Origin of the sequence: Streptomyces sp. NBC_00078 (assembly GCF_026343335.1) — a bacterium.
Taxonomy (GTDB): Bacteria; Actinomycetota; Actinomycetes; order Streptomycetales; family Streptomycetaceae; genus Streptomyces.
This window is the reverse complement of sequence record NZ_JAPELX010000001.1, coordinates 2,741,527-2,763,899: the sequence shown is the minus strand read 5'-3', so window position 1 is coordinate 2,763,899 and position 22,373 is coordinate 2,741,527. Positions and strand designations below refer to the sequence as shown.

General features: G+C 71.1%; 23 protein-coding genes and 2 pseudogenes. 11 read left to right on the top strand and 14 right to left on the bottom strand.

What is annotated here, in order from left to right:
* Positions 1–22 precede the first annotated feature (22 nt).
* Positions 23–460 (bottom strand): MarR family winged helix-turn-helix transcriptional regulator, encoded by a 438-nt coding sequence (locus OOK07_RS12900; protein ID WP_266679927.1) that lies wholly within the window; start codon positions 458–460, stop codon positions 23–25.
* Between the two features lie 99 nt (positions 461–559).
* On the opposite strand from OOK07_RS12900, the gene OOK07_RS12895 reads away from it, so the two are divergent.
* Both OOK07_RS12895 and OOK07_RS12890 read left to right on the top strand, forming a co-directional pair.
* Positions 560–1,558, top strand: coding sequence for an NADP-dependent oxidoreductase (locus tag OOK07_RS12895; RefSeq protein WP_266679926.1), 999 nt, complete (start codon positions 560–562; stop codon positions 1,556–1,558).
* A gap of 105 nt (positions 1,559–1,663) precedes the next feature.
* Entirely contained in the window at positions 1,664–2,098 is a 435-nt protein-coding gene (locus tag OOK07_RS12890) for an organic hydroperoxide resistance protein (protein WP_266796506.1), read from the top strand.
* A gap of 92 nt (positions 2,099–2,190) precedes the next feature.
* On the opposite strand, the gene OOK07_RS12885 is transcribed toward OOK07_RS12890, so the two are convergent.
* Both OOK07_RS12885 and OOK07_RS12880 read right to left on the bottom strand, forming a co-directional pair.
* Positions 2,191–3,345 carry a serine hydrolase domain-containing protein gene (locus OOK07_RS12885; protein WP_266796505.1) on the bottom strand — a complete coding sequence of 385 codons (1,155 nt, stop codon included), beginning with the start codon at positions 3,343–3,345 and terminating at the stop codon, positions 2,191–2,193.
* A gap of 15 nt (positions 3,346–3,360) precedes the next feature.
* Positions 3,361–3,504, bottom strand: coding sequence for a hypothetical protein (locus tag OOK07_RS12880; protein ID WP_266679923.1), 144 nt, complete (start codon positions 3,502–3,504; stop codon positions 3,361–3,363).
* Between the two features lie 187 nt (positions 3,505–3,691).
* On the opposite strand from OOK07_RS12880, the gene OOK07_RS12875 reads away from it, so the two are divergent.
* A complete protein-coding gene (locus OOK07_RS12875) occupies positions 3,692–4,558 on the top strand; it encodes a hypothetical protein (protein ID WP_266796502.1) in 867 nt (288 codons plus the stop codon).
* A gap of 140 nt (positions 4,559–4,698) precedes the next feature.
* Positions 4,699–5,505: an EI24 domain-containing protein gene (locus OOK07_RS12870; protein ID WP_266796500.1), complete on the top strand. Its 807-nt coding sequence runs from the start codon at positions 4,699–4,701 to the stop codon at positions 5,503–5,505.
* Here OOK07_RS12870 and OOK07_RS12865 read toward each other — a convergent pair.
* A pseudogene (locus OOK07_RS12865) lies at positions 5,495–6,349 on the bottom strand (pyroglutamyl-peptidase I); the annotation flags it as partial. The gene OOK07_RS12870 and the pseudogene OOK07_RS12865 overlap by 11 nt on opposite strands.
* A gap of 43 nt (positions 6,350–6,392) precedes the next feature.
* Positions 6,393–7,372: pseudogene (locus OOK07_RS43265) on the bottom strand (LysR family transcriptional regulator).
* A gap of 49 nt (positions 7,373–7,421) precedes the next feature.
* On the opposite strand from OOK07_RS43265, the gene OOK07_RS12855 reads away from it, so the two are divergent.
* On the top strand, positions 7,422–7,811 hold the full coding sequence (locus OOK07_RS12855) for a RidA family protein (protein WP_266679919.1): 390 nt from the start codon (positions 7,422–7,424) through the stop codon (positions 7,809–7,811).
* Between the two features lie 25 nt (positions 7,812–7,836).
* A complete protein-coding gene (locus OOK07_RS12850; protein ID WP_266796498.1) occupies positions 7,837–8,175 on the top strand; it encodes a YrdB family protein in 339 nt (112 codons plus the stop codon).
* 9 nt (positions 8,176–8,184) lie between these two features.
* On the opposite strand, the gene OOK07_RS12845 is transcribed toward OOK07_RS12850, so the two are convergent.
* Positions 8,185–8,763, bottom strand: a complete 579-nt coding sequence (locus OOK07_RS12845; RefSeq protein ID WP_266796497.1) for a TetR/AcrR family transcriptional regulator — start codon at positions 8,761–8,763, stop codon at positions 8,185–8,187.
* Positions 8,764–8,902: 139 nt separating this feature from the next.
* Between OOK07_RS12845 and OOK07_RS12840 the strand changes: the two genes are divergently transcribed.
* A complete protein-coding gene (locus tag OOK07_RS12840) occupies positions 8,903–11,347 on the top strand; it encodes a beta-glucosidase family protein (protein ID WP_266796495.1) in 2,445 nt (814 codons plus the stop codon).
* A gap of 77 nt (positions 11,348–11,424) precedes the next feature.
* Here the strand turns inward: OOK07_RS12840 and OOK07_RS12835 are convergent, their stop codons facing one another.
* Positions 11,425–12,396 carry an aldose epimerase family protein gene (locus OOK07_RS12835; protein WP_266796492.1) on the bottom strand — a complete coding sequence of 324 codons (972 nt, stop codon included), beginning with the start codon at positions 12,394–12,396 and terminating at the stop codon, positions 11,425–11,427.
* A 28-nt stretch (positions 12,397–12,424) separates the two neighbouring features.
* Positions 12,425–13,312, bottom strand: coding sequence for an SGNH/GDSL hydrolase family protein (locus OOK07_RS12830; protein WP_266796491.1), 888 nt, complete (start codon positions 13,310–13,312; stop codon positions 12,425–12,427).
* 267 nt (positions 13,313–13,579) lie between these two features.
* Between OOK07_RS12830 and OOK07_RS12825 the strand changes: the two genes are divergently transcribed.
* On the top strand, positions 13,580–14,074 hold the full coding sequence (locus OOK07_RS12825; RefSeq protein WP_266679911.1) for a DUF3145 domain-containing protein: 495 nt from the start codon (positions 13,580–13,582) through the stop codon (positions 14,072–14,074).
* A 172-nt stretch (positions 14,075–14,246) separates the two neighbouring features.
* Here the strand turns inward: OOK07_RS12825 and fabF are convergent, their stop codons facing one another.
* From fabF to OOK07_RS12800, 5 genes are all read right to left on the bottom strand, one after another.
* Positions 14,247–15,518, bottom strand: coding sequence for a beta-ketoacyl-ACP synthase II (gene fabF, locus OOK07_RS12820; RefSeq protein WP_266679909.1), 1,272 nt, complete (start codon positions 15,516–15,518; stop codon positions 14,247–14,249).
* A gap of 80 nt (positions 15,519–15,598) precedes the next feature.
* On the bottom strand, positions 15,599–15,847 hold the full coding sequence (locus tag OOK07_RS12815) for an acyl carrier protein (protein ID WP_030678203.1): 249 nt from the start codon (positions 15,845–15,847) through the stop codon (positions 15,599–15,601).
* A 77-nt stretch (positions 15,848–15,924) separates the two neighbouring features.
* Positions 15,925–16,920, bottom strand: coding sequence for a ketoacyl-ACP synthase III (locus tag OOK07_RS12810; RefSeq protein ID WP_266679907.1), 996 nt, complete (start codon positions 16,918–16,920; stop codon positions 15,925–15,927).
* 21 nt (positions 16,921–16,941) lie between these two features.
* On the bottom strand, positions 16,942–17,859 hold the full coding sequence (locus tag OOK07_RS12805) for an ACP S-malonyltransferase (RefSeq protein ID WP_266679905.1): 918 nt from the start codon (positions 17,857–17,859) through the stop codon (positions 16,942–16,944).
* Between the two features lie 89 nt (positions 17,860–17,948).
* Positions 17,949–19,154, bottom strand: a complete 1,206-nt coding sequence (locus OOK07_RS12800) for a PucR family transcriptional regulator (RefSeq protein WP_266679903.1) — start codon at positions 19,152–19,154, stop codon at positions 17,949–17,951.
* 71 nt (positions 19,155–19,225) lie between these two features.
* Between OOK07_RS12800 and OOK07_RS12795 the strand changes: the two genes are divergently transcribed.
* A complete protein-coding gene (locus OOK07_RS12795) occupies positions 19,226–19,891 on the top strand; it encodes a pirin family protein (RefSeq protein ID WP_266679901.1) in 666 nt (221 codons plus the stop codon).
* Positions 19,892–19,953: 62 nt separating this feature from the next.
* Here OOK07_RS12795 and OOK07_RS12790 read toward each other — a convergent pair whose 3' ends face one another.
* Complete coding sequence (locus OOK07_RS12790) at positions 19,954–20,772, bottom strand: serine hydrolase domain-containing protein (protein ID WP_266679899.1); 819 nt, start codon at positions 20,770–20,772, stop codon at positions 19,954–19,956.
* Positions 20,773–20,888: 116 nt separating this feature from the next.
* Here OOK07_RS12790 and OOK07_RS12785 point away from each other — a divergent pair, with 116 nt between their 5' ends.
* Positions 20,889–21,359: a MerR family transcriptional regulator gene (locus OOK07_RS12785; RefSeq protein ID WP_266679897.1), complete on the top strand. Its 471-nt coding sequence runs from the start codon at positions 20,889–20,891 to the stop codon at positions 21,357–21,359.
* A complete protein-coding gene (locus OOK07_RS12780) occupies positions 21,356–22,372 on the top strand; it encodes an aldo/keto reductase (protein WP_266796486.1) in 1,017 nt (338 codons plus the stop codon). The genes OOK07_RS12785 and OOK07_RS12780 overlap by 4 nt, the downstream gene beginning before the upstream one ends.
* The last annotated feature ends 1 nt before the right edge of the window (position 22,373 follow it).

Below are 22,373 nucleotides of genomic sequence, written 5' to 3'. Positions count from 1 at the left end.
CCGCTCAAGTGCCGGGACTCGGCTACGCCGCCAGCATGCGCCGTAGCAAATCCCGCAAAGACAGCCGCTCCTCGTCCGACAGCCCGGCAAGCGGCTCCCGTGCGAAGCGCAACCCGTCCCGCAGGGAACGGGCGACCCGCAGTCCCTCGTCCGTCGCCGCCGCCAGCTTCACTCGCCGGTCGGCCGGATCGGGGCGGCGCTCGACCAGCCCCCGTGACTCCAGCCGGTCCACGATCCCGGTGACGTTCGACGGCTCGCACTTCAGCTTCTGTGCCAGCTTGCGCATCGGCAGCGGCTCCAGCGACAGCAGGCTCAGCAGCCGCGCCTGCGCGCCGGTCAGCGTGTGCTCGCCGGCCGCCTCCTCGTAGTCCGCGTAGAACCGGGCCACGACGTCGCCGATGAGCTCGACGACCTCCATGGTCAGGGCGTCGGGCCGGCGGGACTTCTCTGGGGTGGACATGGCTCCAGAATACCCCGTTACTTGACAACCTGAAATATTCAGGAGCATGGTTGTTTCAGGTACTGAAGTATTTTTCCCACGCCCGGAAAGGCTCTCGTCATGATCAACCGCGAATGGCACCTGCTCAGCCGTCCCGTCGGCTGGCCGAAGCCAGAGGACTTCGCCCTGGTCGAGACCGAGGTCGGGACGCCGGGCGAGGGGCAGGTGCTGGTACGCAACCAGTACCTCTCCGTCGACCCGTACATGCGCGGCCGCATGAGCGAGGCGAAGTCGTACGTCGCGCCCTTCGAGCTCGGCAAGGTCATGCAGGGCGGCGCGGTCGGCGAGGTCATCGCCTCCAATGCCGAGGGCGTGGCCGTGGGCGACCACGTCCTGCACTTCCTCGGCTGGCGCGAGTACGCGGTCGTGGACGCGAAGACCGCCGTCAAGGTCGACCCGGAGGCCGCGCCGCTGAGCACGTACCTCGGCGTCCTCGGCATGACCGGCCTGACGGCGTACGCGGGCCTGCTGCGGGTCGGCGCCTTCAAGGAGGGCGACGCCGTCTTCGTCTCCGGCGCCGCCGGTGCCGTCGGCAGCCAGGTCGGCCAGATCGCCAAACTCAAGGGCGCCTCACGGGTCATCGGCTCCGCCGGCTCCGACGAGAAGGTCAAGGTCCTCATCGAGGAGTACGGCTTCGACGCCGCCTTCAACTACAAGAACGGCCCGGTCTGGGAGCAGCTCAAGCAGGCCGCCCCCGACGGTATCGACGTCTACTTCGACAACGTCGGCGGCGAGCACCTGGAGGCCGCGATCGGCGCGCTCAACCTCAAGGGACGGGCCGTGATCTGCGGCATGATCTCGCAGTACAACTCGACCGAGCCGGCCGTCGGCCCGCGCAACATGGTCAAGATCCTGCAGAACCGCCTCCGCGTCGAGGGCGTTCTCGTCGGCGACCACTACGACCTGCAGCCCGAGTTCGTGCAGGAGGTCGGTCCCTGGGTCGCCTCGGGGCAGCTGAAGTACCGCGAGACCGTCGCCGAGGGCATCGAGAACAACCTGGAGGCCTTCCTCGGTGTCCTGCGCGGTGACAACACGGGGAAGATGATCGTCAAGCTCTGACGACTCCAGGCCTGTCGCCGACTTTCCGGTATGCGATAACTTCTTTCCGAAACCGTCGTCGATCGTGGGCGCGAGTCGCGGCGGACCGAGGAGGAAGACAACCGCATGTCCATCCAGCAGACCGGCATTCAGCAGGCCGACGTCCTGTACACGGCCGTCGCCACCGCAACGAACGGTCGCGACGGCCGGGTCGCCACCGACGACGGCAAGCTCGACGTCGTCGTCAACCCGCCCAGGGAACTGGGCGGCAACGGCGCCGGCACCAACCCGGAGCAGCTGTTCGCGGCCGGTTACAGCGCCTGCTTCCAGGGCGCGCTGGGCGTCGTCGCCCGCCAGGAGAAGGCCGACATCACCGGCTCGACCATCACCGCGAAAATCGGCATCGGCAAGAACGACGACGGTTTCGGGATCATCGTCCAAATCTCCGCCGAGATCCCGAACGTCGACGCGAACACCGCGACGGGCCTCCTGGAGAAGGCCCACCAGGTCTGCCCGTACTCGAAGGCGACCCGCGGCAACATCACCGTGACGCTTGCCTGACGCGCTCGTTGCGTACGCGAGAGGCCGCACCCTTGGACGTGGGGTGCGGCCTCTTGCCTGCTCGTCGAGCGGCACGTCCGCCGGTCCGGTGCTCAGACGGCCAGCGCCGCCGTGTGCACGGCCCTCACCAGCCGCGCGTTCTCCGAGGCCGCTCCGCCGCCCGGGAAGGCGCAGCGGCGGCGGGTGTAGCCGTAGGCCAGTCCACTGCGAGGGTCCGCGAACGCCTGTGAGCCTGCCGCACCGCTGTGGCCGAACGAGCCGGCGCCCAGGAACGGGTGCCAGGCATCCGCCGTCGCCTGGAAGCCGAGGCCGAAGGCACTGTGCATGCGGGTCACCAGGTCGTAGCCGATGGAGTGGATCTGGCCGACCTCGGCGACGGTGTCCGGCTTCAGCAACGGCGGCCGCCCGGCCACCTCGCTGATCGCCGCCGCGTACATCCCGGCCAGTCCGCGCGCGGCGGCCACCCCGCCCGCCGACGCCGGGCCCTTGGCGCGCACGGTGCGGGAGTTGGCGTAGTCCGTCAGGTCCCCCGGCTCGGGCACCTGTGTGTTGAGCGCGATCGAGGCGAGCGTGTGCGGGCCCCTCGGCGTCGCGTCCAGCGCGGCCTGCTGCCTCGACGTCGGAGCCATCGGCTGCACCGGCCGGAAGCGGGGCTCCAGCACCTCGGGCAGCCCGAGGAAGAAGTCCAGGCCGTACGGCACCCGCACCCGCTCCTCGTACACCTCCTGGAGGGTGTGGCCGGTGGCCCGGCGCACCACCTCACCGGTGAGTGCGCCGATGACGAGCGCGTGGTAGCCGAAGGCCGTGCCCGGCCGCCAGAACGGCCGCTGGTCGGCGAGTCGTTCGGCGACCACGCGGTCGTCGGCCAGCTCGGCCCTGGTGAACCCGGCGTCCAGCCCGATCAGCCCGGCGCGGTGCGCGAGCAGGTCCCGCAGCGTCAGCGCGGCCTTGCCCTCGGCCCCGAACTCCGGCCAGTAGTACGTCACCTTGCGGTCCAGTTCGAGCGTGCCGTCCTGCACGAGGAGTGCGACGACCAGGTGCGCGGCGCCCTTGGTCGACGAGAAGACCGCGTACAGCGACTCGGCGTCGTTGCCGTCACCGGCCCACAGGTCGACGACCTTCCGGCCGTGCACATACGCGCACAACTGTCCCTCGTAGTCGGCCGGTTCCCCCGCCACGAACGCGGCGAACTCCTCACGCACCGCCTCGAACCCGTCCGCGACGGTGCCGTGGATCTCTCGCGTCATCCGGTCTCCTCGATCTCAGCCTCTGCTCGCGTGTGCCATGGTGATCAACGCCTGCCCGACCTGGGCGAGTTCCCCCTTCGCGTGGTCCAGGAGCAAGCCGGCCAGGGCGAGGCCGGCGACCAGTGCACGGTGCGCAAGGACGGTTGTCGTGGTGTGCACGCGTACCTCCTTCGGGGCTTCCTGAGATCGGTACGGCGAGATGTACCTGTTGGACTCAACCGCAACGAGAGGGAGTTCGCGTCGCGGATGCCCCGGATGGCGCATCACACGCAGGCGGATGGGGGCATGCTGAGGACGACCGCCGCAGCCGACCCGCCCCACGCGGGCCCCAGGCCGAGGAGAGTCCATGGCTACGATCCCCTCGCTCCCCAGCAGGGACGACGTGCTGCGCATGGCACGCAGCACCACCGACATCACCGGCCAGCTCCTGGACACGGCCGGGAACATCACGAAGATCGCCATCAACACCTTCGACCCGCGCGACGGTTCGGGCACCGAGGTGCTGCGCGTGCTGCGCGAGACCACCGCGGAACTGGCCGAGGCGAGTGCGTCACCGCAGGCGCAGGCGGCGTTCTACCGGATCGTCGACACCCTGACCCGTCTCGGGACGAGCGGGGCGCCGCTTGCCGTGCACCCGGTGAGCGAGCCGGCGCAGGCGCTGCTGACGGTGCTCGGTGACAGCCTGCTGCCCGTGCTGGACGCGGTCGAGCCGGCCGTCGAGGAGTTCGCGGACGCGCTCGGTGACCTGGTCGAGACGACGTCCCCGCTGCTGCCCGCGGCGGCGGGCATGGCCGCGGGGGTGCTGCTCGCGGTCACCCCGGTGCTGCGCGCCGCGGCCGACGTGCTGCGCGAGTCCTCGCCCGAACTCCGGCGCGTCGCCGATGCGTTGACCGCGGCGCTGGCTCCGCTGATGCCGCTCCAGGTCGCCCTCGCCGAACGTGCCGCGGCCGCAGGGGCCGGGGTGGTCCGGGCGACGCTGCCACCCCTGGCCGACCTCACGGAGGCAGCGGCGGCGACGACGAAGGCGGCCCGGCCGGTACTGATCGCCGGGGAGGAACTCCTGGTGTCGGGCCTGGAACAGCTCCAGCCCCTGCTGCTGGCGGCGGCTTCCCGGGCGGGGAGCGTGGCAAGGGCGGCGGCGGTAAGGGTGACGGCGGCCCTCGCGCCGACGACGGAGCGGGGAGTCGTGGTCGCCGCCGTCTCGACTCCGTGAGCAAAGCGCCCCTCCGGGATCGCGGGGCCGTATCGGTGTGCGGCTCCGCCGCGCGGCCGCGACCAGCCACGACGCGGCCCGTGGACCCCGGGGCGGCAGCCCGGACAGGCCCCCGCCTCCTGCCCCGATAAAGTGCCCTCATGCGCGATCTCGGGGTGGGCTTCACCTATCTGCTCAAGGGCCAACGCTGGGCGGCCCGGCACCGCAGGCAATACGGCTTCGGACTGCTGCCAGGGCTGATAACCCTCGTTCTCTACGTGGCGGCCCTCGTCGCACTGGCCCTGTGGGGCGAGGACTTCGTCGCCTGGTCGACCCCCTTCGCCGATGACTGGACGAGCCCCTGGCTCGGTCTCTTCCGTGGCTTCCTCACCGCCGTACTCGTCGCCCTCGCCCTCCTCCTCGCCGTCCTCACCTTCACCGCGGTCACGCTGCTCATCGGGCAGCCCTTCTACGAGAACCTCTCCGAGAAGGTCGACCGTGACGTCTCCCCGGACGGCACCGCGCCGGAGTCCGGCCTGCCGCTGTGGCGCGAGTTGTGGATCTCGGCCAGGGACAGCCTCCGGATCCTGGTGCGCGCCGTGCTCTGGGGCATCCTGCTCTTCGCCCTCGGCTTCATCCCGTTCGTCGGGCAGACCGCCGTCCCGGTGATCGGCTTCTTCGTCACCGGCTTCTTCCTCACCGAGGAACTCACCGCGGTCGCCCTCCAGCGCCGCGGTGTCGACCTGCGCGCCCGCCTCACCCTGCTGCGCTCCCGCAAGACCCTGGTCTGGGGCTTCGGCACGCCCCTGGGCCTGGCCTTCCTGGTCCCCTTCGTCGCCGTCTTCCTGATGCCGGGCGCGGTCGCGGGCGCGACGCTGCTGGCGCGGGACCTGCTGGGCGAGGAGACCGAGGAGGACCGTGCCGACGGGGAGCCGGAGGAGTCCGTGGACGAGAACGTCACCTCCTGAGCGGTGCGCCCGCCTCGATCGCCGTCCGCAGGATCGCCCGCATCTGCTCGATGATGTCCCGCCGGTTCTGCAGGAACTCCGGGTCCGTGACCGTCCCGGTCGAGGGATCGGTGTTGCCCGTCCCGAACTGCAGGACCGGCGTGTGCACATGGCCGCCCGGAACACTGCCGTGCAGCCCGAGCCGGTCGCGCAGCAGCGTCGCCCGGTAGGCGATCTCGTTGGAGAGGTAGTCGCCACCGCCTCCGGCCCGCGCAGCCGAACCGGGGGTCGGTCCGTCCGGCCGTACGACGGGATCGGTGCCGCCCGCCGGTATCTCGGTCACCTCCGTGTGGTCGTACACCGGGAACCGGCCCGTCTTCGCGGCCACGATCTCCTTGTACGGCAGGGTCGTCGACGTCCACTGCGGCTGCGAGGCGGGATCGGTGACCGGGACGGTCTCCGTCCTGCTGACGTTGTCGTTGTCCGGGAAGCCGCCGCGCCAGGCCCCGTTGGTCCGCTCCACGTCGAACCGCCCGACCCGCCCCTGGCTCACGGTGGTGAACAGATCCACCTGCTTCAGATACGGCCGCAGCGTGCGCTCCACCGTGCCCCCGGCGAAGTCCTGCCAGCGCACCGGGAACACCACGGTCTCGACCCGCGCCGGCCCGTCCGCCGTCTCGATCACCGTGCCGTCGAGGGCGAGCGCGGTGGCCCCGGAGGGGTTGGAGATCCGGATGTCCCGGTCGAGCGTGAACGGATCGAAGCCGGTGACCAGAACGCGCCCGGTCTTCCTGCCGTGCGGGTAGCGGACGTCGGTCTGTCCGCGAGAGGTGCGCTCCAACGCGGCGATCAGGGCGGCCCGTTGCTTCAGGCTCCGCAGTATCGCGTGACGGAAGTGGTCCACGTACCTACCCCGGGATCCGGGCGACCGCCTCCCGCAGCGCCCCGACGAACGCCCCAGCCGCCGGCACCGGTGACCGGCCCCGTGCCGTCGCCGCGTACACCGCCCGCGCCGGGGCGCTCTCGTCCAGTACCGGCAGCAGTGCTACGTCGGGGCGTACGGACTCGGCGGCCAGCGCCGGGACAAGGGCGACTCCGAGGCCTGCCGCGACGTACCCCTGTTTGGCGGTCCACTCGCCGACGACGTGCGTCACTCGCGGGCGGAAACCCTGGCGCAGGGCCGCGTCCAGAAGGGTGCCCTCGGGGCGGGAGCTGCCGGAGATCCAGTCGGCGTCGGCGAGTCGGCCGAGTCGCACCGGGCCGCGGAGGACGGCCAGCGGATGGTCCGCCGGGACGGCGCGTACAGCGACTCGTCGAGGAGGTGATGGAGGTCGTACGACTCCAGGGACGTGCCGGCGGTCGTCGAGACGACCGCCAGATCGAGATGGTCCGAGGACAGCCGGTCCAGGAGCCGGGGAGTCAGCCCCTCCTCGCGCGATAGCCGGACGCCGGGGTGGCGGGTGCGGAACGCGGCCAGGGCGTGCGGCACCAGCGCCGCGTCGGCCGTGGGGAACGCCCCGAACCGCAGCCGCCCGCCCGCCACTTGGTGCAGCGCGGTCAGTTCGCGCGCGGCGCCGTGCAGCGTCTCGGCGACGGTCTGCGCGTACGGGACGAGCAGCCGGCCCGCCTCCGTGAGCCGCACACCGCGCGGCAGTCGGTCGAAGAGCGGGGCACCGCCCAGCGCGGCCTCCAAGGAGGAGATCTGCCGTGACACCGCCGACTGCGTCCACCCGAGCCTCCGCGCGGCCACGGTGAACGAGCCCTGGCGGGCGACCGCCAGGAACGCACGCAGCCAGACGGTGGAGACGTCGGGCACGTCCACCGCGGGAGGCGAGGGAAGCCCCGGATTCCCGGGAAGCCCGGGATGCTGTTTCGGCATGGCAGCCATGCTAGACATTCGCTTGTCGCATCACGGGGGCGCGCCTAGCGTCGAGCTCATGAAGGTCACCCTGGACAACCCGGCCGACGCTCCGCAGCCCACCGGCCCCTACTACTCCCAGGTCGCCCGCGTCGAACACCCCGACGGCAGCGCCCTGTTGTTCGTCTCCGGCCAGATCGCCGAGGGTGACACCCTCGCCGAGCAGACGCGCGGCATCTTCGAGGGGCTCGACGCCCTGCTTCGGGCCCACGGCGCGACCCTGGCCGACGTCATCAACATCCGCTCGTATCTGACCGACCTCGGCGAGCTGCAGGAATACGGTTCCGTACGACGGGAGTTCCTCACCGGGACCCCGCCGACGAGCATGACCTTCGAGGTCTCGCGGCTCTTCCGGCCCGAGGCGCGGATCGAGATAGAGATCGTCGCCGCGGTACCTGTGCCGGAGTGATCCCTTCCGGGCGATACTGCCGCTCGTGAAGGCAGTCAAGGCAGTCAACCTGGGCGTTCTGTTCCTCATCGAACTCGGCGCGCTCGCCGCCGTGGGCTACTGGGGTTTCACCCGAGACGTGTCGACGCCGCTCGCCTGGCTGCCGGGCCTCGGAGCCCCGGCCGTGCTGATCGCGCTGTGGGCTCTGTTCGGCTCGCAGAAGGCGTCGTACAAGACGCGCGGCGCGGTCCGCGTCGGCTTCGAACTGCTCTGGTTCGGGGCCGGCGTGGCCGCGCTGACCGTCGCCGGAGCCCTGGGCTGGGCCGTCGCCTTCGCCGCCGTGTGTGCGGTGAGCAAGACGCTGGCCGTCATCTGGCGCCAGTAGCAGGGGAGTTCAGGCCGCTTCGCCGAGCAGCGCGACGAAGTCCCGGAACGCGCCCGGCATGTCCACCGACTCCGGGTCCAGCAGCCACTGGTACTGCAGGCCGTCCATCACGGCGACCAGGAGCGGGGCCGTGCGCTCGGGGGTCAGGCCGTTCGGCAGGCGGTCGCCGTACTCGGCGCGCAGGACCGCTGCCATGCTCTCCCGCACCTGCCGGTAGCGGTCGGTGAAGTAGGCCCGCGCCGGATGCCCCTCCGTGACGCTCTCGCCGAGCAGCGCCGAGAAGGTCTGGATGATGCCGGGCCGCATCGCGTTGTACTCGACCAGCGAGGCCAGCAGGTCCATCCGCCACGGGGTGGCCGGCATCGCGTCCCACTGGTCCCGGTCCTCCAGTACGGCGACGAGCAGCGCGTCCTTCGTCGGGAAGTGGTGCAGCAGTCCCTGCTGGGTGAGGCCGACGCGCTCCGCCACCGCGGCCAGGCTCGCTCCCCGGTACCCGCGCTCCGCGATCACTTCCAGCGCCGCCCGCACGATCTCCGCGCGCCGCTCCTCGCTCCTGACCCTGCCGTTCATGGCGTCACCGTACGGCATCCCCACACCCCTGTTGTTACGGCCTGATCACAAAACCTACCGTGTTACAGGTGACACGTGCACGATGGGATCTCGTACGCCGTGGACGGCATGGACGGCATGGACGCCATGGCGGCATGACCCGATGAGGAGACACCCGATGGCGGGAACCCCTGGAACCTCTCCGGCCGACCAGGCGCGCGAGGCCGCCGTGGAGGCGGCGCTCGGCAAGCTGGACCTGGACGCCAAGGCCCGGCTGCTGTCCGGGCAGGACGTCTGGACCCTGCCCGCCCTGCCGGAGATCGGCCTGAGGTCCCTCGTGATGTCCGACGGGCCCATCGGGGTGCGAGGTGTCCGCTGGGGTGCCGACGACCCCTCCATCGCCCTGCCCTCCCCGACCGCGCTGGCCGCCACCTGGGACCCGGAGCTGGCCCGCCAGGCGGGCGTCCTGCTGGCCCAGGAGGCCCGCCGCAAGGGCGTGCACGTGCTGCTCGCCCCGACCGTCAATCTCCACCGCTCGCCGCTGGGCGGGCGTCACTTCGAGGCCTACAGCGAGGACCCGTACCTGACCGGCGCCATCGGCTCCGGCTATGTGAGCGGCGTCCAGTCCGGCGGCGTCGGCACCACCGTCAAGCACTTCGTCGCCAACGACGCCGAGACCGACCGCCTCACCGTCAACAACCTGATCGGCGAACGCGCCCTGCGCGAGCTGTACCTGGCCCCCTTCGAGATGATCGTCGAGAACGCCCACCCCTGGGGCATCATGACCGCCTACAACACGGTCAACGGCACGACGATGACCGAGCACCACCACCTGGTCAACGAGGTCCTGCGGGGCGAGTGGGGCTTCGACGGCTACAACGTCTCCGACTGGACGGCCGGGCGTTCGACGGTCGCGGCCATCGAGGGCGGCCTGGATGTGGCCATGCCCGGCCCGCAGACCGTCTACGGCCCACCACTCGCCCAGGCAGTGCGGGACGGCAGGTTGGAGGAGACGACGGTCGACACGGCCGTACGCAACGTGCTGCGGCTCGCCGCCCGCGTCGGCGCCCTGGAGAGCGCCGAGCCCGCCGTGACCGAGCCGCCCCGGACCGTCGACGGCGAGGCGCTGGCCCGTGAGATCGCCCGCCGCGCCTTCGTCCTCCTGCGGAACGAGAACAACGCCCTGCCCCTGAAGCCGGGCACGGTCGCCCTCATCGGCGCCGCCGCCCGCGACGCCCGTGTCCAGGGCGGCGGATCGGCCACCGTCTTCCCGTCCCGGATCGTCTCCCCGCTCGACGGCCTCATCGCCGCCCTCCCCGAAGACAGCCTCAGCTATGCCGTCGGCGCCGACCCCGCCACCGAACTCGCCGTCGCCGACAAGGGGTTCGAGCTGCGGGCGGTGTGCCGGGACGCGGACGGCAACGTCATCGGCGCGCGCAGCGTGTCGGGCGGCCAGATCCAGTGGACGGATTCGGACTTCCCCGAGGGGGTCACCTACACCAACCTCCACACCATCGAGCTGACCGGCACCTTCACCCCCCATGCCGCAGGCAGGCACACCTTCGGCATCAACGGCACCGGCTCCTTCACCCTCACCGTCGAGGGCACGACGCACTACGACGACATCCAGCGCCCCGCCGCCGACGGCGACCCCTTCGAGGCGTTCCTCGGCGGCCCGGCGCCCCGCGCCCAGCCCGACCTGACCGCTGGCGAACCGGTCGAGGTGTCCCTCACCCATGTCGTCGCCGTCCCCGAGGACGCCGCTTTCAAGGTCGTCGTCTTCGGCCTCGCCCACCAGGAGCCGCAGCGTGACGCCGACGAGCTGATCGCCGAAGCCGTCGAGGCCGCCCGCCGCGCAGACACGGCCGTCGTCGTCGTCGCCACCACCGAGCGCGTGGAGTCGGAGGGCTTCGACCGCAAGAACCTCGGCCTGCCCGGCCGCCAGGACGAACTGGTCCGCGCGGTCGCCGCCGCCAACCCGAACACCGTCGTGGTCGTCAACTCCGGCTCCCCGGTCGAGCTTCCGTGGCGGGACGAGGTCGCCGCCGTCCTGCTCAGCTGGTTCCCCGGCCAGGAGGGCGGCGCGGCCCTCGCGGACGTCCTGACGGGCGCGTACGAACCGGGCGGCCGGCTCCCCACCACCTGGGGCTCCCTGGCCGACGCCCCGGTCACCCAGGTGGTGCCGCAGGACGGCGAACTCCCGTACACCGAGGACCTCTTCATCGGATACCGAGCCTGGGAGAAGGCGGGCCGGACCCCCTCGTACCCCTTCGGCCACGGCCTCGGCTACACCGACTGGACGTACGAGTCCGTCGAGGTCGACGGCACCACCGCCAAGGTCCGTGTCCGCAACTCCGGGGAACGCGCGGGCCGCGAGGTCGTCCAGGTCTACCTGGCCCGGAGCGAGGCCGGCCCCGACCGCCCGGCGCGATGGCTCGCGGGCTTCGCGGCCGTCGAGGCGGGCCCGGGCGACACGGCCGAAGCGGTCGTCGAACTCCCGCGCCGCACCTTCGAGGTGTGGGACGAGGCGACCGGCTCGTGGTCACTTGTGAAGGGTTCGTACGAGATCCAGGTGAGCCGCTCGATCACGGACCGCCGCCTCACCGCGACGATTAACGTCTGATCCGGGACGAGTCTCCCCATGAACAGCCCCGGCCCGGGACCTGACCCCTGGGCCGGGGCTCGTGTGTTCAGCGGCGGCTAACGCACCCCGAACCCGTAGACCGTCTCCGACCGGTACACCCCGCCCGGCCGCAGCACCGTGTCCGGGAACTCCGGCCGGTTCGGGGAGTCGGGGAAGTGCTGGGTCTCCAGCGCGATGCCGTCGCCGGGGGAGAAGGGGGCGGACAGGTGGTCCGCGGTGTACAGCTGGATGCCGGGTTCGGTGGTCGCCACGGTCAGGACCCGCCCGGACGCGGGGTCGTACAGCTCGGCGACCTCCCGGGCGGTCTCGGTCACCCCGCCGTCGAGCACGAAGTTGTGGTCGTACCCGGAACCGACCTTCCGCGCCTCACGGAAGTCGAAGCGCGTGCCCGCCACGTCCGCGAGGTCGCCGGTCGGGATCAGGTCGTCGTCGACCGGGGTGAACCGGGAGGCGGCGATCCGCAGTTCGTGGCCGCCGGCGCTGCCCGAGCCGCCCAGGTGGAAGTAGCTGTGGTTCGTCAGGTTCACCACGGTCGGCGCGTCCGTCACCGCCTCGTACGCGATCCGCAGGGCGCCCGAGGCGTCGAGCGTGTAGGTCACGGTGACCTCCAGCCGCCCCGGGAAGCCCTCCTCGCCGTGCGGGCTGACACGGCTGAGACGCAGTCCGTGCTCGACCGGCGCGACGTCCCACACACGCTTGTCGAAGCCCTGCCCGCCGCCGTGCAGGGAGCTTGGCCCGTTGTTCGGCTCCAGGGCGTACGTCACTGAGTCGAGCGGGAAGCGGGCGCCCGCGATCCGGTTGGCGTACCGCCCGATCAGTGCCCCCAGAAACGGCTCGGGGTGCGTGAGATAGCCGTTCAGATCCGCGAACCCCAGCACCACGTTCCCGGCCCGGCCGTCCCGGTCCGGGGTCTCCACCGACTGCACGATCCCGCCGTACGACAGGATCCGTACCCGTGCGTCCGCCCGCTGGAGGGTCCAGCGGTGGACCGTCGTGCCGTCGGGAAGTGTGCCGAAGAGTTCGTTCATGTGCGGAACTTTAGGTCACGTCCCTGAGTCACGCCGTGCGGGCCGTGATCTTCCGGTAGGCGATCTCCGCCAGCCGCGCCTGCCCGTTCACACTGGGGTGGAACCAGTCCCACTGGCTCAACTGGTCCGTACCGAAGCGGTAGTCGTACACCGCGCCGTCGTCGAAGCGGCACCGGCGGTCCTTCACACAGACCTCCCGCAGCACCTTGTTGTACGCCTCCACCCGCTTCTGCACCGTGTCCCGGCGCAGCGTCGCCGCCGAGTCCAGCGCGTCCGCGTCGCCCAGCATCGACGGGCAGATGCCGAGCTTCCATACCTGCTTGCCCAGCGGGTTGGTGCGGCCCTCGGACCACAGCCGCTTCAGGTTCGGCACACTCGCCACGTACACCTGGGTCTTCGGCAGCGACTCGTGCAGCGTGCTCAGCGCGTCCTCGAAGTCCGCGCGGAAGCTCCCCACCGACGTCATGGCGGAGGTGCTGGCCCGGCAGGCGTCGTTGGCCCCCGCCATCACCGTCACCAACTGCGGCCTGCGTGTCGCCGCCTGCGCCATCTGACCGGGCAGGTCCGCCATCCGGGCCCCGGTCACCGCGTAGTTCCAGCTGCGCTCGGCTGCCCGCGCCCGGCCCAGCAGCCGGACGGCGAGGCTGTCGACCTCGGTGCTGGTGCCGGTCGCCCAGGACACCTCGGGGCAGTCCGACAGGACCGTACAGGCGTCGAACCCGCGAGTGATGGAGTCACCCACGGCCGCGACAGAGCGGGGGCTCACGTCCCACGCGGGTGTCGGCTTCGCGCTGTGCGCCGCGCCGCTCCTGGGGCCGGCGGAGTCGCCACCGACGGCGTCGCAGCCGGCGACGCCCAGGACGGCCGCCGCCACGGCGGCGAGAACGGTCCGTGAGCGGTGGCTTGGCTTCCGCATACGCCGGTGATCCCCTCGGTCCAGTCCGTCTGCGTACAGATGTGTCCTCCCATAACAACGCGCGGGAGTTCCCGATCAACGCGCCATGCAACGGTTCACACCCGTACAAGCGTCCTGCCGGGTGAATGGCGGACGTTTCAGCGCATCGGGACCGACGGTACGTCACACTCCTTGCGCCGCCGCACGGTAGCCTCGCCATCAACGTGGCTGCCCGGCCACCGCCGTCCGCCCGTTCGCCCGATTGTCCTGCTCTGCCCGGAGGTCCCGGTGACGACACGTGGGGTTCTGTACGTGCACTCCGCTCCGCGCGCGCTGTGCCCGCACGTCGAGTGGGCCGTCGCCGGGGTGCTCGGCACGCGCGTCAACCTCGACTGGATCCGGCAGCCCGCCGCCCCCGGCACCTGGCGCTCGGAGTTCTCCTGGCAGGCTCAGGCGGGCACGGCCTCCAAGCTGGCCTCCGCGCTGCGCGGCTGGCACCTGCTGCGCTTCGAGGTCACCGCCGAGCCCTGCCCCACCGCGGAGGGCGAGCGCTACAGCTGCACCCCCGAACTCGGCATCTTCCACGCCGTCACCGGCATCCACGGCGACATCCTCATCCCCGAGGACCGTCTGCGCGCCGCCCTGACGCGCTCTCAGCGCGACGAGACGGACCTGGAGGCCGAGATCGCCAGACTCCTCGGCAAGCCGTGGGACGACGAGCTGGAGCCCTTCAGGTACGCCGGTGAAGGCGCCCCGGTGCGCTGGCTGCACCAGGTGGTCTGAAACGGCTTGAGGGGCAGCCGGCTCAGGGGCAGCCGGCTCTTGGGGCGCGGGGCTGTATCGACATACGGCTCCGGCGCGTGGGCGCGATCAACCCCCACCGGCCCCCGGACGACAGACAACGTGTGGCCCGCACCCAACCCGGGTGCGGGCCACACGTTGTTCACTGCGATTCTCAGACCGTACGGAACGCCAGCACCACGTTGTGCCCGCCGAATCCGAAGGAGTCGTTGAGGGCGGCGATCCGGCCCTCGACGGGAAGCTTGCGGGCCTCGCCACGGACGATGTCCGCGTTCGCCTCGGCCTCGGGGTCGAGGTTCTCGACGTTGATGGTCGGCGGAGCGATCCGGTTGTACAGCGCGAGGACCGTCGCGACGGACTCGACGCCGCCCGCGCCACCCAGCAGGTGACCGGTCATCGACTTGGTCGCGGAGACCGCCATGTGGTCCGCGTCGTCGCCGAACACCTTGCGCAGTGCCTTCAGCTCGGCCACGTCACCGGCCGGCGTCGAGGTGGCGTGCGCGTTGACGTGCACGATCTCGGCCGGGTTCAGATCGGTGCGGTCCAACAGGTTCTGCAGGGCCTGCGAGATGCCACGGCCCTCGGGCTCCGGCTGCACGATGTCGTGCGCGTCGGCGGAGATGCCCTGGCCGACCGCCTCGGCGTACACCCGGGCACCACGCATCGCGGCGTGCTCGGCGGACTCCAGGACGATGACACCCGCGCCCTCGCCGAGGACGAAGCCGTCACGGGCGAGGTCGTAGGGACGCGAGGCGCCCTCGGGGTCGTCGTTGTTCTTGGACATCGCCATCATGTTGCCGAACGCGGCGATGGGGAGGGGGTGGATGGCCGCCTCCGTGCCACCCGCGACGACGACGTCGGCGCGGCCGGTGCGGATCATCTCGATGGCGTAGCCGATGGCCTCGGCGCCCGACGCGCAGGCGGAGACCGGGGTGTGCACGCCCGCACGGGCGCCCACCAGCAGGCCCACGTTGGCGGACGGGCTGTTCGGCATCAGCATGGGAACGGTGTGCGGGGAGACGCGGCGTACGCCCTTCTCCTTGAGCACGTCGTACTGGTCGAGCAGGGTCGTCACGCCGCCGATTCCGGAGGCGATGACGGCGCCGAGACGGTCCGGGTCGATGGCCGTGTCCTCGCCGGCCCTGTCGGTGAAACCGGCGTCGGCCCAGGCCTCCTTGGCCGCGATCAGCGCGAACTGCGCCGAGCGGTCCAGGCGTCGGGCCTGCGGGCGCGGGATGACCTCGGAAGGCTCCACGGCGACCGGCGCGGCGATACGGACCGCCTGCTCGGCGGCCCACTCCTGCTCCAGGGGCTTCACACCGGACTTGCCGGCGATCAGGCCCTCCCAGGTAGAGGCTGCGTCGCCACCCAGCGGTGTGGTTGCGCCGATACCGGTGACGACCACGGTGCGATTGGTCGGGCTCACGGGAATTCTTTCTCCAACGGATCGGGATTCAGCGGCGCCACCGCCGGGTGGCGGGGCAATGCAGCCGGGGCCTAGAAGGCTCAGGCCTGGTGCGTGAGGATGTAGTTGGTCGCGTCGCCGACCGTCTTGAGGTTCTTGACGTCCTCGTCCGGGATCTTGACGTCGAAGCGCTCTTCAGCGGCGACGACGACCTCGACCATGGACAGCGAGTCGACGTCCAGGTCGTCGGTGAAGGACTTGTCCAGCTGGACGTCCTCAACCGGGATGCCGGCGATCTCGTTCACGATGTCGGCGAGACCGGCGACGATCTCTTCCTGAGTGGCGGCCATGTTGGCGCTCCTTCGTTTTATATCCAGAGGGTTGGCAGTGCTTCCCGTCCCGGACCGGTTGATCCGGCACGGAGTGCCTAGGGGAGGGTAACGACAGTGGCGGCGTAGACGAGACCCGCCCCGAATCCGATGACGAGCGCGGTGTCGCCGCTCTTCGCCTCGCCGGTCGCCAGAAGCCGCTCCATAGCGAGCGGAATCGAGGCGGCCGAGGTGTTGCCGGTGGTGCGTACGTCACGCGCGACCGTGACGTGCTCCGGCAGTTTCAGCGTCTTCACCATCGAGTCGATGATCCGCTCGTTGGCCTGGTGAGGAATGAAGACATCCAGGTCGTCCGGGGTGATCCCGGCCGCGTCCAGCGCCTGCTGGGCGACCTTCGCCATCTCGAACACGGCCCAGCGGAACACCGCCTGGCCCTCCTGCGTGATCGCAGGGAACTTGCCCGTGCTGTCGTACTCGGTCCATGGCACGGTCTGCTTGATGGTGTCGGACTTGTCGCCCTCCGAGCCCCACACGGTCGGGCCGATGTGCGGCTCCTGCGACGGGCCCACCACGACCGCGCCCGCGCCGTCGCCGAACAGGAAGGCCGTGGCCCGGTCCTCCAGGTCGGTCAGGTCGGACAGCCGCTCGACGCCGATGACGAGGACGTACTCGGCGGAACCCTCGACGATCATGCCCTTGGCGAGCGTGAGGCCGTAGCCGAAGCCGGCGCAGCCCGCCGAGATGTCGAAGGCGGCGGCCTTGGCCGTGCCGAGCTTGTCGGCGATCTCGGTGGCGACGGCCGGGGTCTGCTTGAAGTGCGAGACGGTCGAGACGATCACGCCGCCGATCTGGTCGGCGGAGATCCCGGCGTCGGCGATCGCCTTGCCGGACGCCTCGATCGACATCGCGGCGACGGTCTCCTCGCCGGAGGCCCAGTGCCGGGTCTCGATGCCGGAGCGCGAACGGATCCACTCGTCCGACGAGTCGATCGTCTCGAGGATCACCTCGTTCGGCACCACCCGGACCGGGCGGTAGCCGCCCACACCCAGGACGCGCGCGTACGGGGCGCCCTTGCTGGGCTTGATCTTCGACATCTTCGTACGGCTCCTTCGGGCTCAGGCTTCGGCGTGCTCTGCGATGAGCTCGCGGGCCGCGTCGAGGTCGTCGGGGGTCTTGAGCGCCAGGGTCTTCACACCCGGCAGCGCGCGCTTGGCGAGGCCGACCAGCGTGCCGCCCGGGCACACCTCGATGATCGCTGTCGCGCCCAGTTCCTTGAAGGTCTCCATGCACCGGTCCCAGCGGACGGGGTTGGCCACCTGGCCGACCAGCCGCTCCAGCACCTCGGCGCCGGTGGCGACCGTCTGCCCGTCCTTGTTCGAGACGTACGTGAACTCCGGGTCGGCGGGGGTGAGATCGGCGGCGGCCTTGGCCAGCGCGTCGACCGCGGGTGCCATGTGGCGCGTGTGGAAGGCACCGGCGACCTTGAGCGGGACGATCTTGCGCACGCCCTCGGGCTTGTCCTCGTTCAGTACGGCGAGCTGCTCCAGCGTGCCCGCGGCGACGATCTGGCCCGCGCCGTTCACGTTGGCCGGGGTCAGACCCAGCTTCTCCAGGTGCGCGACGGACACGTCGGGGTCGCCGCCGAGCAGCGCCGACATGCCGGTCCCGGTGATCGCGGCGGCGTCGGCCATGGCCAGACCCCGCTTGCGTACGAGGGTCAGCGCGGCGGTGTCGTCGAGGACGCCCGCGAAGGAGGCGGCGGTGATCTCGCCGACGCTGTGGCCCGCGACGGCGCCCGGCGTGATGGCACCCAGTGCCGCGGCGGACAGGATGCCGGCGGCGACGAGCAGCGGCTGCGCGACGGAGGTGTCACGGATCGCGTCGGCGTCGGCCTGGGTGCCGTAGTGGGCGAGGTCCAGTCCGATGGCATCCGACCAGGCGGCGACGCGGTCGGCGGCACCGGGGAGGTCGAGCCAGGGAGTCAGGAAGCCGGGCGTCTGGGCACCCTGGCCGGGAGCGACGAGTACGAGCACTCTCACACTCTCTCTTGTGGACGGCCTGCGCGGCCCGTGGGGACAGGGACGAAGAACACGAGGGGGTTTTGTAGGCCCCCGACAAAAGCCTAGGCCGGGAGATCTCCCTCGGCCAGACGCCCCAGGATCAGAGCGATCCGCAGCGTGAACGCGGAGCGTACATCGGAAGGTGACCAGCCGGTGACGTCAGTCACACGTCGGAGCCGGTAGCGCACGGTGTTGGGGTGAACGAAGAGCATCCGGGCGGCGCCTTCGAGACTGCTCGCCTGCTCGAGATAGACGGAGAGCGTTTCCAGAAGTGCGGACCCGGCCTCCTCGAGCGGTCTGTAGATCTCCTCCACCAGCTGCTCGCGCGCGTTCGGGTCACCCGCGATCGCGCGCTCCGGCAGCAGGTCGTCCGCGAGTACCGGCCGTGGGGCGTCCTGCCAGGCGAAACACGCCTTGAGCCCGGCGGCCGCGGCCTGCGCGGACCGGGTCGCGGCGAGCAGATCGGACACGACGGGCCCGGCCACCACCGCCCCGGCCGCGTACGGCCCGATCAGCGACTTGGCCACGGCGATCGGATTGTCGCTGCCACCGGCGATGACGACGAGCCGGTCGCCGAGCACCCCGGTGAGCACCTGCAGCTTGGCGTGCCGGGCGGCCCGCCGGATCGCCTCGACGGTCAGCTCGGAGTCGCCGTCGGGAGCCGTCCCGAGGACGACACACACATGCTCGGGCGAGTTCCACCCGAGGGCCGCGGCCCTGCTGACCGCGCCCTCGTCGGCCTCCCCGCTCAGCACGGCGTTGACGACGAGGGACTCAAGTCGGGCGTCCCAGGCACCGCGTGCCTCGGCGGCCTGGGCGTACACCTGGGCGGTGGCGAAGGCGATCTCCCGGGCGTACACGAGCAGCGCCTCGCGCAGCACGCTCTCGTCGCCGGGCGCCGCCACCTCGTCGATGGCGCTCTCCATGACCTCGATGGTGGTGCGCACCATCTCCACCGTCTGCCGCAGGGTGATGGCCCGGGTCAGCTCGCGCGGCGCGGTGCCGAACACGTCCGTCGAGATGGCCTGGGGCGCGTCCGGATGCCGGAACCACTCGGTGAAGGCGGCGATACCGGCCTGGGCGACCAGCCCGATCCAGGAACGGTTCTCCGGTGGCATCGCCCGGTACCACGACAGCGTCTCGTCCATGCGCGTGATGGCCTGCGCGGCGAGAGAACCGGAGGACTTCTCCAGTCGCTTCAGGGTCGCGGCGTGCGCGTGGACGACGCGCGCGACGGCTTCGGGCTTGCTCGTTTCGGGTTCGGGCACGGGGACAAGACTGCCTTATCCGGACGGGAGTGCGCGCCGCCGGGTGGTCGCCGAGGTCTACCGTGGTGTCCGTGATGGACGTACGGCGCGCCGCGGAGCGCTATCCAGGGGGCGACCCGGCCGCCGGCATCGAGTCGTGGCACGCCTTCTCCTTCGGTCCGCACTACGACCCCGGCAACCTCCGCTTCGGCGTGGTGATCGCCTGCAACGAGGAGCGCCTCGCCCCCGGCGCCGGCTTCGGCGAACACCCGCACAGCCACACGGAGATCGTCACGTGGGTGGTCGAGGGCGAGCTCACCCACCGCGACTCCACCGGCCACGAGACCCGGGTGCGCCCCGGCGATGTGCAGCGCCTGAGTTCGGCGGCGGGCGTACGGCACGTCGAGCGCAACGACGGCCCGTCGCCGCTGACCTTCGTCCAGATGTGGCTGGCCCCCCGCGATCCCGGCGGCGATCCCGGGTACGAGATCGTCCACGGCATCGCGGACTCGACGCCGTACGCGGTCCCCGAGGCGGGCGCGATGCTTCACCTGCGGCGGCTGCGAGCGGGGGAGCGGACGGCGGTGCCGGACGGGGCGTTCGTGTACGTCCATGTCGTACGGGGGGAAGTGCGCCTGGACGGCGAGGAGTTGGGGCCGGGCGACGCGGCACGCGTCACGGACGCCAAGGACCTGGAGGCTCAGGCGCTGACCGGGGCCGAGCTGTTGATGTGGGAGATGGCGGCGGACCGGCGGTAGCCGCACGGCCGCGACGGCGCCGCGGCGAACCACGGCCCACAGCGGCGGTCCCGGCCGAGGGCTCAGCGCACTTCAGCCAGTACCGCGTCCGTGAAGACCGGCCACACCTCGACAGCCCACGGCCCGAACGCCCGGTCCGTCAGCGCCACGCCCGCCGCCCCCGCGTCGGGGTCGATCCACAGGAACGTACCCGACTGACCGAAGTGCCCGAAGGTGCGCGGCGAGGAGGAACTCCCCGTCCAGTGGGGGGACTTGGAGTCGCGGATCTCGAAGCCGAGCCCCCAGTCGTTCGGGTTCTGGTGGCCGTAGCCCGGCAGGACACCCTTGGTGCCCGGGTACTGGACCGTCATCGCCTCGGCGACCGTGCGGGGGTCGAGGAGACGAGGGGCCTGGAGTTCGGCTGCGAAGCGCAGCAGGTCCTCGACCGTCGAGACACCGTCCTTCGCCGGTGAGCCCTCCAGCGAGGTGGCTGCCATCCTCAGCGGCTCCAGCACCGCCTGGCGCAGATACTCGGAGAAGGGGATCTCCGTCGCCTTGGCGACGTGGTCGCCGAGCTGCTCGAAGCCGGCGTTGGAGTACAGCCGCCGTTCCCCGGGCGGGGCGGTCACCCGGTGCTCGTCGAAGGCGAGCCCCGAGGTGTGGGCGAGCAGATGCCGGACCGTCGACCCGGGCGGACCGGCCGGCTCGTCGAGCTCGATCGCCCCCTCCTCGTACGCGACGAGCGCGGCGTACGCTGCGAGCGGTTTGGTGACCGAGGCCAGCCGAAAGCGCCGGTCGACGGGGCCGTGGGTGCCGAGGACCGTCCCGTCACCCCGCACGACACCCGCCGCAGCGGTGGGAACCGGCCAGTTCTCGATCAACGCAAGGCTCTGCAAGGACATGCGGACGAGCCTAAGCGGCCCACCGGTTCATACTCCTGTCGGGGTCAGGCTCCCAGGCCTGTTTCTTACCGGTTCCGCTTGCTTGGAGTGCACTCCAAGGCCATAGCGTTGAGGGCATGACGGTGATGGAGACCACGCCCACCCGGACCGACGCCTGCGGAGCCCCGCCCCACCCCCACCGGCGCCCCGAAGGTCATGACAGCTACACGATCAGCGAGGTCGTCGCCTTCACCGGGCTGACCGCGCACACTCTGCGCTGGTACGAGCGCATCGGCCTGATGCCGCACGTCGACCGTTCGCACACAGGTCAGCGCCGCTACAGCAACCGCGACCTCGACTGGCTCGACCTCGTCGGCAAGCTGCGGCTCACCGGCATGCCGGTCGCCGACATGGTGCGGTACGCGGAACTGGTGCGCGAGGGCGACCACACGTTCGGCCAGCGGTTCGAGCTGCTGGAGGCGACCCGCCGCGACGTGCTGGCCCGGGTCGCCGAACTCCAGGACACTCTCGCGGTGCTCGACCGGAAGATCAGTTTCTATGCGGACGCGGGCCGCGCCCGTGGCCACGAGGCGGAGAAGGTGCGATGACCGACAGCAGGATCCCGGCCGTACGGCTCGGCACCACCGGCCCCGAGGTCGGTGTACAGGGCCTCGGCTGCATGGGCATGAGCTTCGCCTACGGCCCCGCCGACGCGAAGGAGTCGCGGGCCGCCCTGGAGCGGGCACTGGAACTCGGCGTCACGCTGTACGACACCGCGGAGGGTTACGGCGACGGGGACAACGAACGCTTCCTCTCCCCTTTCGTCAACGCCCACCGGGACGAGGTCGTGATCGCGACCAAGTTCGGCGTACGCGTCCCGGCCGGGGACCGCACGAAGCGGATCATCCGCGGTGACGAGGCGTACGTCCGCCAGGCCGTCGAGGGCAGCCTCAGCCGCCTCGACGTCGACGTCATCGACCTCTACTACATGCACCGGCGCGATGTGAACGTGCCGGTCGAGGAGACCGTCGGCGCCATGGCCGAGCTGGTGCGCCAGGGCAAGGTCAAGCACCTCGGCCTCAGCGAGGTCACCGCCGACGAGCTGCGCGCCGCACAGGCCGTGCACCCGATCGCCGCCGTCCAGTCGGAGTGGTCCCTGTTCAGCCGGGACATCGAGACCAACGTGGTGCTGGCCGCCCGCGAACTGGGCGTGGCCCTCGTCCCGTACTCCCCGCTGGGCCGCGGCTTCCTCGCGGGCTCCTTCGCCAACGCGGGCAAGGACCTGACGGACGGCGACGTCCGCCGCATGATGCCCCGCTTCCAGGGCGAGAACGCCGCGGCCAACGCGACGCTGCTGGAACCGATCCGCGCGGTGGCCGAAGCCCACGAGGTGTCCCTCGCCCAGATCGCCCTGGCCTGGGTCCAGCAGCGAGCGGCCGTACACGGCCTCACGGTGGCCCAGATCCCGGGTACGACGAAGCGCAGGAGGATCGAGGAGAACGTGGCGGCAACACGGATCGTGCTGACGGACGACGAGCTGGCTCTGCTGGAACCGATCGCGGACAAGGTGGCGGGAACGCGCTACCCGGACATGCGCTTCGCGTCCGCCGGACGTGAGTAGA